The following is a 12,067-nucleotide window of genomic DNA, read 5'->3' on the forward strand; positions in this document are numbered from 1 at the left end:
CTACTGGTGCTAGCCGTAGCCTTTTCGGCATGTGACGATAACCGTCTTTATGAAAAAAATGTAGATTTTAACGAGCGAGTTTGGGTAGCGGATAGCGCGGCAACATTTACCTTCAACATCGAAGATAGCGACCAGCCCTACAACCTCTACCTTAACATTCGAAACACAAATACCTACCCTTACCACAACCTTTACGTCAAATACGTATTTCAAGACAGCGCGAGCAGCCAGGTGATAAATGAGGAGCTGGTAAATAAGAATTTATTCAACGAAAAAACCGGTAAGCCATATGGCTCAGGCCTGGGAGATATATTTTCTCACCAGTTTATCTTATTAGAAAATTATGAGTTTGAAGAGGCCGGAATATATCAGATCCAGCTAAAACAATTTATGCGTCAGGATACGCTTGAAGGTATCGTTTCGGCAGGCATAAGGGTAGAGAAAGCTCGCACCAATAATTGATGAATGCGATAAACATTATATTTACAAGTCAGTTAGTATTGCCATGAAAATAATTATTGCAGGAGCAGGAGATGTTGGATTTCATCTGGCCAAATTATTGGCTTTAGAAGAGCATGATATTGTATTAATTGACCGTGATATCGATCGGCTTAATCAAGCCTCCAGTAGTATCGATGTTGGAATAATAAAAGGAAACTCCACCTCTTATCACGTGTTGGAAGAGGCCGGAATTAAAAATTCAGACTTACTCATAGCCGTAACTTCTTCAGAAGAAACAAACCTTACCACTACGATAATAGGTAAACACCTGGGGGTAAAGAAAACTATTGCCAGAATACAGAATGTAGAATATCTACTGAATAAGGACAAACTCGATCTCAAAGAGCTTGGTATCGATGAGATAATCTCCCCTGAATCACTTGCTGCCAAAGAGATAAAAAGGTTACTCAAAGAGGTAGCTCTCACTGATACATTCGATTTTGATGAAGGTAAGCTTTCATTGGTTGGTGTAACCATTGATGAGCAAAATGAGCTTAAAGGAAAAACTTTGATCGAAGCGGCTCATTTAAATCCTAATCAAAACTTTGTAACCGTAGCGATTTTAAGAGAGAATAAAACCATCATTCCTCATGGAGACAATAAATTTGTTGAGGGTGATCACGCATATTTTATCGCTCAACCCGATGGGGTTGACAGAGTGCTTGAACTTAGCAGAAAAAAGAAGCAAGAGATAAAAAACATTATGATACTTGGTGGCAGTAAGGTGGGCTTCCACGCTGCTAAGAGGCTGAGTAGAAAGTATAATGTAAAGCTTATAGAAAGTGACAAAGAGAAGTGTTTTGAGCTAGCCGATCAGCTGAGAAACGCCATGGTAATTTGTGGTGATGGCCGGGATGTAGAATTACTCGAAGAAGAAGGCATACATGAAATGGATGCATTTATTGCTGTTACCGGTAACTCAGAAACCAATATCATTTCATGTTTGGTTGCCAAAAATCACAATGTAAAGAAGACTATCTCATTGGTAGAAAACATCGATTACATACACCTATCCCAAAATATTGGTGTTGATACGATGATCAACAAAAAGCTGATAGCCGCTAATTTTATTTTCAGATACATCCGTCAGGGTGAAGTGATTTCTCTCACGAGTATTCACGGTGTTGATGCTGAAATTCTTGAATTTATTGTAAAAGCAGGATCTAAAATCACAGAGCGTGAAATTAAGGACCTTGAATTTCCGAAAGGCGCTATCATTGGGGGAGTAGTGAGAAATGGCGTTGGGTATACTACCATGGGCGATTTTCAATTCAGGCCAAAAGATAGGGCTGTGGTATTATGCCGCCCAACTTGTATTCATAAAGTAGAAGAGTTTTTTAAATAATGAGAATGTCTGCTACTAATACAGCACATCTATGAAGTTTAACTTCAGACTCATAGCAAATATACTGGGGCTGCTCATCATGCTGAATGGCGCTTTTATGTGGCTTTGCCTGCCATTCTCCATCTACTATCGAGAAAGCTTTTGGCACATGGGTCTGGCTGGTTTTATTACAGCTGCTTCGGGTGGAGTAATATGGCTGGTTACCCAAAAAGATAAAAATAAAGAGCTCAAAAAGAGAGATGGCTACTTAATTGTAACCTTAGGTTGGCTGAGCATGTCATTCTTCGGAACATTACCCTTTCTCCTATCAGGTGCTATCCCAAATTTCACAGACGCCTTTTTTGAAACGATATCAGGTTTTACTACAACAGGTGCATCTATCTTATCAGATATAGAAAGTCTACCAAAAGGTATTCTTTTCTGGCGTAGCCTCACACAGTGGATTGGCGGTATGGGTATAATTGTATTAGCAGTCGCTATACTTCCACTTTTGGGTATTGGTGGTATGCAGTTGTTTGTAGCGGAAGCCCCGGGAATCTCCCCAGACAAGATGAAACCGCGAATTAAAGAAGTGGCTAAACGACTATGGCTCATCTACCTGGGTCTTACATTTGCCGAGTGTATTCTACTCATGTTTGGAGGCATGACCTTCTTTGATGCTATCAATCATTCCCTCACTACTATGGCAACCGGTGGTTTTTCAACTAAAAACACCAGTATAGCTCATTACAATTCAGCCTACATACAATATGTCATTATCATATTTATGTTTTTGGCCGGCACCAGCTTCACGATGACTTATTTCGGCTTAAAAGGTAAGTTTAATAAAGTATGGCAGAATGAAGAGTTTAGAAACTACCTCATTTTATCTGTAGGTTTATCGATTTGCATTGCCTTCTTTGTATTCTCTGCACAATGGGAAGGCTTTGAAAAATCCTTTAGAGATTCACTTTTCCAGGTAGTATCTATTATTACCACCACTGGTTATGTAACTGCAGACTATACCGCATGGGCTCCATTCCTTACTGTAATATTCTTTCTGCTCATGTTTACCGGTGGGTCTGCTGGCTCAACAGCCGGGGGCATTAAAATCGTAAGGCATACACTTCTCTTTAAAAATAGTTTCCTGGAGATGAAGAGACAGCTACATCCTTCTGCGGTCATACCTGTAAGGCTCAATGGCAAGGCAGTGAGTGGAGAAATCACCTACAATGTGTTGGCATTTGTAATGATTTACGTTCTCGTTTACGGTGTTGGCGTTTTCTTAATATCATTTACTGGTGTAGATTTTGACACGGCCCTGGGCGCTGTAGCTACGTCACTCGGTAATATCGGACCTGGCTTGGGTAGTGTTGGCCCTGTTGATAATTTTAGTGCTATTACGCCTTTTGGTAAATGGCTTCTCGCCATACTTATGCTACTCGGTAGACTTGAGCTATTTACGGTACTGATGCTCCTCAACCGTAATTACTGGAGCCGATATTAATTTTAACAAGTCCTTAACACTTCTTAGGATTTCATTAACACTAACCTGCTCAAATAAACCATAGCTTGTAAACAAAAACAACGCTATGAAATTTATTCTATGTATCGCAGCTATTATCATTAGCTCACAGACCTATTCTCAAGAAAATCAAAAGCTATTAGGCCCAACATCAAAGAAGGTCTTAGCAGATGCTAACAACTATATGTGGTATCAGAAGGAGTATGACGCGTACAAAATCGATGAAAGTTATTTACCAACTAATAAGGGTGACATCAATATAAAAATCTTCTTTGGGTCCTGGTGTGGAGATAGCCAAAGAGAAGTTCCTCGATTTATCAAAGTATTAAAAGATTCAGGGTTCAAAACCAGTCAATATGAATTAATTGCTGTCGATAATACCATTGAAAGCTACAAGCAAAGTCCATCAGGAGAGGAGAAAGGCCTTAATATTTATCGGGTTCCTTCTTTTCTAGTCTATCGTGGTGAGAATCTTATCGGTAGAATTATTGAAAGCCCCGTGAACACACTTGAGCAGGATTTATATCAAATTATATCTGGTAAAAATGATTATTCTCCGCGTTATAGCTTCACGTTGGATTTAGACAATAAACTTGAGCAAAACCATAAATACCTGAGCAAGACATTAAAGTCTACAGACCGGACCCCAAGGTTAGAATCTCAAAGTGAGATGCTTAGTTATGCGCTATCAAAGTGGTCAAACCAGGAATATGATAAGGCCATTACGGCCCTAAAATTTAACTTGAAAGTATTTCCGGATTATCAATATGCTCATAAATATTTAGGCTACATATACCGCGATATGGGAAAAGAAAAACTTGCATTCAAGCACTTTAAAACCTATCACCAACTTAATCCAGAGGATGCCGCCATAAAAGATTTGTTGGCAAATAGAGATAACTAAGCCGACAGTCTTCTAAAATCAAAAAAGGCGTTTGAGATATCCCAAACGCCTTTTCTATTAAATAAATGATTATTTATTCTGTTATCTTCTTCTTATCTAAATCAACCACTACTGGCGATGCGATGAATACAGAAGAATAAGTACCTACTAAAATACCTACTAACAGAGCAAAAGAGAATCCTCTGAGTACTTCTCCACCGAATATGAACAGAATCAATACAACGATTAAAGTTGTTACTGATGTGATCATCGTTCTATTTAAGGTGCCATTAATAGCTATGTTAAACACTTTTAATCTATCAGTGCTGGTTCCTAAGTTTAGGTACTCTCTTATTCTATCAAATACAACCACGGTATCGTTAATAGAGTAACCTATAATCGTAAGTAGGGCAGCTACAAATACCTGGTCAACTTCGTATTGAATACCCAATAGACCAGCAATTGCAAAAGCAGAGAATACAAAGCAAGTATCGTGTACCAAAGCTATAATAGCTCCTGTACTGAATTGCCATTTTCTAAACCTTACAAAGATGTAAAGGAATATCACTATGATTGAGAAGATACCTGCCTCCAATGAAGCACTCTTAATATCATCTGCAATGGTAGCACTTACTTTAGACTTACCTGTGATGGTAAAGTGATCTGCATCTACCTGCTCAATAGACTCTACATAAGACTGACCTGTAAATGATTCTACACCACTGATCAAAGCAGCCTGTACTTTAGCATCCGCCTCATCAGTTTCGTCTTCTACCAGGTAAGATGTAGTTACTTTAATGGTATTGTTTCCACCAAAGTTTTTAACCTCTGTACCTCTGTTCTCAAAGCTTTCACCCAAAGCAACTTTCATATCAGTAGCCTCAATTGGCTGCTCAAAGCTCACCACATAAGATCTACCACCTTTGAAGTCAACACCAAGATTTAGGCCCTGAATAGCAACTAACGAAAGACCAATGGCAATGAAAATAGTAGAGAAGATGTAAGCCATTCTTCTCTTACCCATAAAGTCAATATTTAGGTTAGCCAATAGACCAGATGAGAATGGTGTTTTGAATGATACCTTACTATCATCACCTTTTTTGGTAGTCCACTCAACCACAACTCTCGTTATATAAACTGCAGAGAAGAATGAACAAACAATACCAATCATTAAGGTGATAGCAAATCCTTTAACTGGTCCCTGACCTAAAACGTAAAGTATAACTGCAGTAAGGAAAGTAGTTACGTTAGCATCAACGATTGAGCTAAATGCTTTTTTGTAACCCATGTTAATCGCCTCCCGAAGCTTGACCCCGTTTCGCAATTCTTCTCTAATTCTTTCGAATATAAGTACGTTGGCGTCAATGGACATACCAATGGTAAGAACTATACCTGCAATACCCGGTAGTGTAAGCGCAGCGTTGAACTGAGCCAAAATACCTGTAATGAAGAAGATGTTGAATACTAATGCTACGTTGGCCACGAGACCACCTTTAGCATAGTAAGCAACCATGAAAAGCACAACAATTGCAAGACCAGACACAATTGATACGATTCCCTGCTTCTGAGCAAGTTTACCCAAGGTTGGTCCTACATACTCATCTTCCACAATTCTCGTAGGAGCAGGAAGTGAACCCGCTTTAAGAATATTTGCTAAATCCTTAGCTTCTTCAATCGTAAAGTTTCCGGAAATCTGAGAGTTACCGCTAGGTATTTCACCGTTTACACCAGGAGCTGAATAAACTTTGTCATCTAATACGATAGCAATTCTACCTCTTGGGCTTTTGCTTGCTGCCTCAGCAGTCATTTTTCTCCACACTCTTGTGCCTAAAGCATTCATTTGCATACTTACGGCAGGTCGAGACAACTGATCTAAATCCTGACGAGCGTCTGTAATTACTTCTCCGGTTAATGCAGCTTCGCCACCACGGCCAACTTTCACAAAATTTAATTGTAATAACTCATCACCAGTTTGTTCGTTTACTGTCGGCTTTACATCCCAAAGAGCCTTAACATTTCTTGGCATTAAAGATTTTACGTCAGATCTTCTAAGGATCTCTCCTATTTTACCTGTATCTCTTACACTATAAATCAGACCGCCTTGTGCTTTTGTAAGTGCAAAAAGAGGAGAAACCTGAGTGTTAGTTAATGAATCTAATTGGTTTTGAGTAGTATCCTCCTCAACAGCAGTAGTGTCTGTTTCTACTGTTTCGTCATCTGCTGAAAGTAAGTCAGATAAGCTTTCTTCAGATTGATCAGCTTCTTCAAGTGCTTCTTCTACAGCAGCACCTTCCAACTGACGGTTAGCAGCCTGCTCTTTTACAAGCATGTCATTAATAGCAATCAGGTTGTTGTTGAGCTCATTTATCTCTACAACTTCCCAAAACTCTAACTTCGCTACACCTTGTAATAGTTTTCTTACCCTTTCAGGGTTGTCAGCACCTGGTATTTCGATTTGAATTCTACCGGTACCCTGCAACTTCTGAATGTTTGGTTGTGAAGTACCAAACTGATCAATTCTGGTTCTTAAAATGATAAAAGAACGATCAATTGCGTCATCAATCTCTTTATTGATAACCTCCATCACTTGATCATCGCTATCACCACGGCTTATTCTCCCTCTGTTAGAAGCTGTAGCAAATATGTCTGCCAAAGGCTTGTCAGTTAAGCTTGCATAAGACTCGTAGAAAAGCTCGCCAAATCTTGACTGGCTGTCTTTTCTTTTTTCCTGAGCCATCTGTATAGCTTTTATTAAATCAGGATTTTCGCTGTTACCACTCAAACCTTTGATAATTTCTACTGGTGATACCTCTAATACCACATACATACCACCCTGAAGGTCAAGACCGAGGTTAAGCTCAGTTTCTGTAACTTCTTTGTAAGTATACTCTAAACCAAAAAGGTTGTATACAGGTAAATTCCAGATAGAATCCAGATAAGCTTGTTTCTTTGTAAGATCAACTACACCACTCTCTGTCGTGGCATAAGTGACCGCGTCTTTTTGTATCCCTCTAGAAACAAATGTAAAAGAGAGGTAATACACGCATAGTAATGTAATTACTACAGTCAATAAGACTACTGCACCTTTATTTCGCATGTTATTAAGTTTATAAAATTTGGTTTTGTACTAATTAAGAGCAGGCAACCAGCAGGTTACCCAGAAATTGTTGATAAGAAAGGGTGTACTTTTATGGCGCGTTGGGAGAAATTATGAGCCTAAAAAGTGCTTTAAAATAAGAATTGAAGTCTATTTTCTGATCTACGTGATCTGCTACAACTTCAATTACATTATGATAAATGTTTGTAATGAAATGTAATCCCTGAGAAAGGGTAACTTGTACAAAAGATGAAACGGCAACCTGACTGATAGTTGCTAACTCTTGATTCTCATCATCAGAATCATTGGTAGGAATTTCTGTTTCAATGCTTTTATCTACCTCTGATAATTGTGTGTAAGTAAATGACTGAGAGCAAAGTATGGCCAATGCAGCCATCACTCCGAGAGCAATGGATAACCATTCTTTAATTACTGTCGATCTATTATTCACACTTTTCATTGTAGGGCTACAAATGTAGTGATATTCGATTACAAATCAAGAAGTGATTAACTATTAAGTCTTGATTTAAGAAAGCCCACAAGCACTTCAAGTGCATTGTCAAGGTGATCATTGTTGGGTACAATTAGATCAGATCGATGCTTGATTGGCTCAAGGTATTTGTCATAACTTGGCATCACGTGCTTCTCGAAGCGATATAAAACATCATCAAGGTCATAACCTCTCTCTACTTTATCTCTGATTATTCGTCTTTTGAGCTTGATGTGATCTTTGGCATCGATAAACAAACGCAAGTCGAGCAATTTATTTACTTCCGGATAATGCATCACAAAAAGGCCTTCGATCACGACTATTGGTGCGGGTTCGAACTTAAGTAACTTAGGAACTACATCAGGGTTATTAAAAGTATACTCCTGCCTCTCAAAACCAGCTCCCGATTTAAGTTTAGCCACATCTTGCGCCAGATCTTCAGCATTTATTGACTTAGGTGTGTCAAAATTCTGAACACCATTTTCATCTTTGGGCTGCTGATCTCTTGGTAAGTAATAATTGTCTTGAGATAGCAAGCAAATTTCATCTTTCTCAAATTTGTGAAGAAGGCTGTTTAGAAAATAGGTTTTACCTGATCCGCTGCCGCCTGTTATGCCTATGAGATACGGTGCCATTTTATTTCGAAAGATGATTTAAATATTGAACTAGTTTTTTTACAGCCTCACCTCTGTGGCTGATTTTATTCTTTTCTTCGCTACTCATTTCAGCAAAACTACTATCAAACCCTTTGGGCTGAAAGATTGGATCGTAGCCAAATCCTTTCTCTCCTGCTTTGCTTTTCAGTATTGTGCCCTTCACTACACCTTCAAACTGCTTTACTTTACCATCTAAAATGAGCGTAATCACAGTTCTAAACTGAGCTGATCGATCTCCTATATCGGCCATCTTGTCTAACAATAGACGCATATTGGCCTCAGAATCATGATGAACACCAGCATAGCGAGCAGAATAAACTCCTGGTTCGCCATCAAGTGCAAATACCTCAAGGCCCGTGTCATCAGAAAAGCAGTCGACATTGTAGTTTTTGAAAACATACTCGGCTTTTTGATGAGAGTTGCCTTCAAGGGTATTTTGATCTTCAGGTAAATCACCTGAATGACCGATGTCTTTAAGACTTAAAATATGGAAATCAGGGAGTAATTCCCTGATTTCCTGTAGTTTATTGTCATTATTTGTGGCGAAGCAAATTTCCATTATTTCACCTCTAATAAATCAATATCAAAAATAAGATTGGCGTTAGGTGGTATTGAGCCAGACCCTCTCGATCCGTAAGCATACACTGATGGTATATAAAGTGTAACCTCACCACCACTCGCTATGAGAGGAATACCAATTTGCCACCCTGTAATTAATGCAGACAACGGAAATGTTACCGGATTTGACGATTTATCAAAAACACTCCCATTTGACATCAATTTACCAACATAATTTACCGTAACTGAATTACAGATATTAGGATTACTTCCTTCGCCACTAGCATTTATTACGTATCTCAGGCCATTTTCCATTTCAGTAGCCGTAATGTTGTTCTCTTGCAAATAAGTGTCAATAGCTTCAACATCTTTGACTAGCTGTGCCTGGTCAACTGATAGATTTGGCTGAGCGCTACATGCTTCGTCATCATCGCCACATGCCGTAAATAAGAGGCCTGCTACCAGCAAAAAGGCAATATAATATAGTTTATTCACCTTTTTCAACTTCTAAAAGCTCGATATCGAATACAAGTATTGAGTTCTCTCCGATTACCGGACCTCTTGCTCTTGGTCCGTAAGCCATAGTTGACGGGATGTACAAAGTAGCTTTTGCTCCTTCAGAAAGGTAAGTTAAACCTTCGTCCCATCCTCTGATCACAGAACCCTGACCTAGAGTTACAGAAAATGGCTCATATGGCTCTCTTTGCTCATTATAGAAACCAAATTCCTGTGCTTTGTCTTTCATACTTGAGTCGAAGTAACCACCATTCAACACCTTACCGATGTAGTTAACAGTCACTTTGTCTCCAGCTTCAGCTTGCTCTCCATTACCTTCTTCGGTAATCACATAACGTAAGCCTGATTCTGCTTTTTGTGCTTCTATGTTATTTTCAGCAAGATAATTATCGATAGTTTCGATATCATTCTCTAATTGAGCCTCAGCTTCTTTCGCAGCTTTAGCTTGTTGCTGAGCCATTATCTTCTGCTGCCAAGATCTGAATCCTTCTTCATCTAGCACCTCTTCAACACCTACATGGAATGTAAATACTTCAGTAGAATCTACATTTGGAGGTAAAGGTCTTCTAAAGGTATTTGAAAAAAGATCAACAGCTGATACATCAAAAGTAACACTATCGCCTTTATCTAACATGTTGAAAATTTCGTTGATTCCCTTAGAATTTTTCCAAAGGCTATCTACTTTCATCGTAGGCGTTGGCATTTCATTTTCTGTAGTGCTCATCCAAACTGAATCATTCGCATCAGCAAATTTCATATTTAGCAATATGTAACTGCTATCAGGTATCTCGCCTTCACCTTTTTCTAACACTGTGTAAGAAAGCCCTGAAGAAGTTTTCTTCTCAGTAGTAGAGTTGCATGCCGCAAAGCCAACAACAAAAGCCAACAACGTAATTGATTTCGTTAGTTTTATCATTAAATTATTATTTATGGATTTTCAAAAATTAGGTTTAAACAAATGCTTTCACTGCGCTGGTAAGCTCAGCTTTATATTTTTCGAGTAGGTCTTCAAACTTTGTTACCGTTTTATCCAACGTTTCGTGAGAAATACCCCCGGCTGCATTTTTATGGCCGCCACCGCTAAAGTGAGCTCTGGCAAATTCATTTACAGAAAAATCACCAACAGATCTAAATGACATTTTTACTGCCTCCGTTCTATCTATAATTACCGCTGCAAACTTTATCCCTTCTATAGACAGGGCATAATTCACCAAACCTTCTGTATCACCCGTTTTAGAGTGGAACTGCTTAAGCTCATCTGCACTGATCGCGAAATAAGCGGTGTGGTATTCTTTAATTACCTTAAGCTTTTCGTTGAGTGCATAGCCCAAAAACTTCACCCTATCAATTGAGTTGGTATCATATACCAGTTTAGAAACCTTAGAAGTATCAGCGCCAATTTCTACCAACTGGGCGCAAACCATAAACACATTTTTAGAGGTGTTAGGGTGTTTGAAGCTTCCTGTGTCTGTCATTATGCCTGCATAGAGACTTTCTGCGATATTTTTATCGATCAGAGATTTTTCTCCCATTTCACAAATGAGGTCATACACAAGCTCGGCAGTAGCAGCCGCATCGGTACTCCAATGCACATAATCGGCAAAATCTTCAGGCTCAAGGTGGTGGTCGATAAGTACCTTCACCGCCTTAGACTTTCCTACCTCCTCGCCCAGCTCGTTGATACGCTTAAGGCTGGAAAAATCAAGGCAAAAAATTATATCTGCCTCTTCAACCAGCTCAGCTGATTTTTCCTCGTTCCCCTCGTTATAAATAATCACCTCATCGTTGCCGTGCATCCAGGTGAGAAAATTGGCATAATCGGTAGGTGCGATAACAGATACCTCGTGGCCTTTTTTCTTAAGAAACCCTGCTAAACCCAGTGACGAACCCAATGCATCTGCATCTGGTTTGTGGTGGGTCGTGATCACAACTTTTTTGGGTGTACTTATTAAAGATTTAAATGCTTCTAAATTTTGCATTATTAGTTGAGTTGCCACTTAATAAAACACTAAGTGACTTTTTTGATAAACGGCAAAATTGACAATAAAATAACTCAAATACAAAATACAGGGTTTACAATAAAAAGATGAACGACATGAAGTGTGTCTATTAATAAATAATGCACTAGTTTTGCAGCAAAATTTAAAATCACCAAAAATATTATGGCTGGAACAAGAACTTTTACAATGATAAAGCCAGACGCAGTAAGCGCTGGTAACTCTGGAGCTATCATAAAAATGATCGAAGAAGCAGGTTTTAAAATCATCGCGATGAAGAAAACTGCAATGTCTAAAGAAACAGCAGGTAAATTTTATGCTGTACATGCCGAAAGACCATTTTACAACGACCTTACTACTTACATGTCTTCAGGATCAATCATTCCTATGATTCTTGAAAAAGACAACGCTGTAGAAGATTTTAGAAAACTAATTGGCGCGACAAACCCAAAAGAGGCTGAAGAAGGAACAATCAGAGCGCTTTTTGCCGAGTCTATCGAAGCTAACGCTATACACGGCT

At 38.9% G+C, this 12,067-nt stretch carries 12 protein-coding genes; 5 read left to right on the forward strand and 7 right to left on the reverse strand.

Features of this window, described 5'->3' with window-relative positions:
- Window positions 1-3 precede the first annotated feature (3 nt).
- The 4 genes from E1176_RS13360 (at window position 4) to E1176_RS13375 (ending at window position 4,254) form a co-directional block, all read left to right on the forward strand.
- Complete coding sequence (locus E1176_RS13360; RefSeq protein ID WP_155211144.1) at window positions 4-462, forward strand: gliding motility lipoprotein GldH; 459 nt, start codon at window positions 4-6, stop codon at window positions 460-462.
- Window positions 463-505: 43 nt separating this feature from the next.
- Window positions 506-1,846, forward strand: a complete 1,341-nt coding sequence (trkA, locus tag E1176_RS13365) for a Trk system potassium transporter TrkA (protein ID WP_155211134.1) — start codon at window positions 506-508, stop codon at window positions 1,844-1,846.
- A gap of 31 nt (window positions 1,847-1,877) precedes the next feature.
- Complete coding sequence (locus tag E1176_RS13370) at window positions 1,878-3,332, forward strand: TrkH family potassium uptake protein (RefSeq protein ID WP_155211135.1); 1,455 nt, start codon at window positions 1,878-1,880, stop codon at window positions 3,330-3,332.
- A gap of 85 nt (window positions 3,333-3,417) precedes the next feature.
- Window positions 3,418-4,254 carry a thioredoxin family protein gene (locus E1176_RS13375; protein WP_155211136.1) on the forward strand — a complete coding sequence of 279 codons (837 nt, stop codon included), beginning with the start codon at window positions 3,418-3,420 and terminating at the stop codon, window positions 4,252-4,254.
- Between the two features lie 73 nt (window positions 4,255-4,327).
- Here E1176_RS13375 and secDF read toward each other — a convergent pair whose 3' ends face one another.
- The 7 genes from secDF to E1176_RS13410 all read right to left on the reverse strand — a co-directional run bounded on the left by secDF (window position 4,328) and on the right by E1176_RS13410 (window position 11,529).
- A complete protein-coding gene (gene secDF, locus E1176_RS13380; protein ID WP_155211137.1) occupies window positions 4,328-7,330 on the reverse strand; it encodes a protein translocase subunit SecDF in 3,003 nt (1,000 codons plus the stop codon).
- Between the two features lie 91 nt (window positions 7,331-7,421).
- A complete protein-coding gene (locus tag E1176_RS13385; RefSeq protein ID WP_155211138.1) occupies window positions 7,422-7,781 on the reverse strand; it encodes a hypothetical protein in 360 nt (119 codons plus the stop codon).
- 56 nt (window positions 7,782-7,837) lie between these two features.
- On the reverse strand, window positions 7,838-8,455 hold the full coding sequence (locus tag E1176_RS13390; RefSeq protein WP_155211139.1) for a uridine kinase family protein: 618 nt from the start codon (window positions 8,453-8,455) through the stop codon (window positions 7,838-7,840).
- A gap of 1 nt (window position 8,456) precedes the next feature.
- Window positions 8,457-9,035, reverse strand: coding sequence for a non-canonical purine NTP diphosphatase (locus E1176_RS13395; protein ID WP_155211140.1), 579 nt, complete (start codon window positions 9,033-9,035; stop codon window positions 8,457-8,459).
- Window positions 9,035-9,529, reverse strand: a complete 495-nt coding sequence (locus E1176_RS21375) for an FKBP-type peptidyl-prolyl cis-trans isomerase (RefSeq protein WP_222933148.1) — start codon at window positions 9,527-9,529, stop codon at window positions 9,035-9,037. Before E1176_RS21375 ends, E1176_RS13395 begins: the two co-directional genes overlap by 1 nt.
- Window positions 9,522-10,466, reverse strand: coding sequence for an FKBP-type peptidyl-prolyl cis-trans isomerase (locus E1176_RS13405; protein WP_155211141.1), 945 nt, complete (start codon window positions 10,464-10,466; stop codon window positions 9,522-9,524). Before E1176_RS13405 ends, E1176_RS21375 begins: the two co-directional genes overlap by 8 nt.
- A gap of 34 nt (window positions 10,467-10,500) precedes the next feature.
- Window positions 10,501-11,529, reverse strand: a complete 1,029-nt coding sequence (locus E1176_RS13410) for a DHH family phosphoesterase (RefSeq protein WP_155211142.1) — start codon at window positions 11,527-11,529, stop codon at window positions 10,501-10,503.
- Window positions 11,530-11,712: 183 nt separating this feature from the next.
- Here E1176_RS13410 and E1176_RS13415 point away from each other — a divergent pair.
- Window positions 11,713-12,067: nucleoside-diphosphate kinase (locus E1176_RS13415; protein ID WP_155211143.1), on the forward strand; the 355-nt coding region annotated here is incomplete at its 3' end.

It is taken from the genome of Fulvivirga aurantia (assembly GCF_009711475.1).
In the GTDB taxonomy this organism is placed as follows: domain Bacteria; phylum Bacteroidota; class Bacteroidia; order Cytophagales; family Cyclobacteriaceae; genus Fulvivirga; species Fulvivirga aurantia.

Coding starts and splice junctions, on each gene's coding strand:
- E1176_RS13390 (WP_155211139.1), bottom strand. CDS start 8,455: ATGGCACCGTATCTCATAGGCATAACAGGCGGCAGCGGATCAGGTAAA.
- E1176_RS13405 (WP_155211141.1), bottom strand. CDS start 10,466: ATGATAAAACTAACGAAATCAATTACGTTGTTGGCTTTTGTTGTTGGC.
- E1176_RS13375 (WP_155211136.1), top strand. CDS start 3,418: ATGAAATTTATTCTATGTATCGCAGCTATTATCATTAGCTCACAGACC.
- trkA (WP_155211134.1), top strand. CDS start 506: ATGAAAATAATTATTGCAGGAGCAGGAGATGTTGGATTTCATCTGGCC.
- E1176_RS13410 (WP_155211142.1), bottom strand. CDS start 11,529: ATGCAAAATTTAGAAGCATTTAAATCTTTAATAAGTACACCCAAAAAA.
- secDF (WP_155211137.1), bottom strand. CDS start 7,330: ATGCGAAATAAAGGTGCAGTAGTCTTATTGACTGTAGTAATTACATTA.
- E1176_RS13395 (WP_155211140.1), bottom strand. CDS start 9,035: ATGGAAATTTGCTTCGCCACAAATAATGACAATAAACTACAGGAAATC.
- E1176_RS13370 (WP_155211135.1), top strand. CDS start 1,878: ATGAAGTTTAACTTCAGACTCATAGCAAATATACTGGGGCTGCTCATC.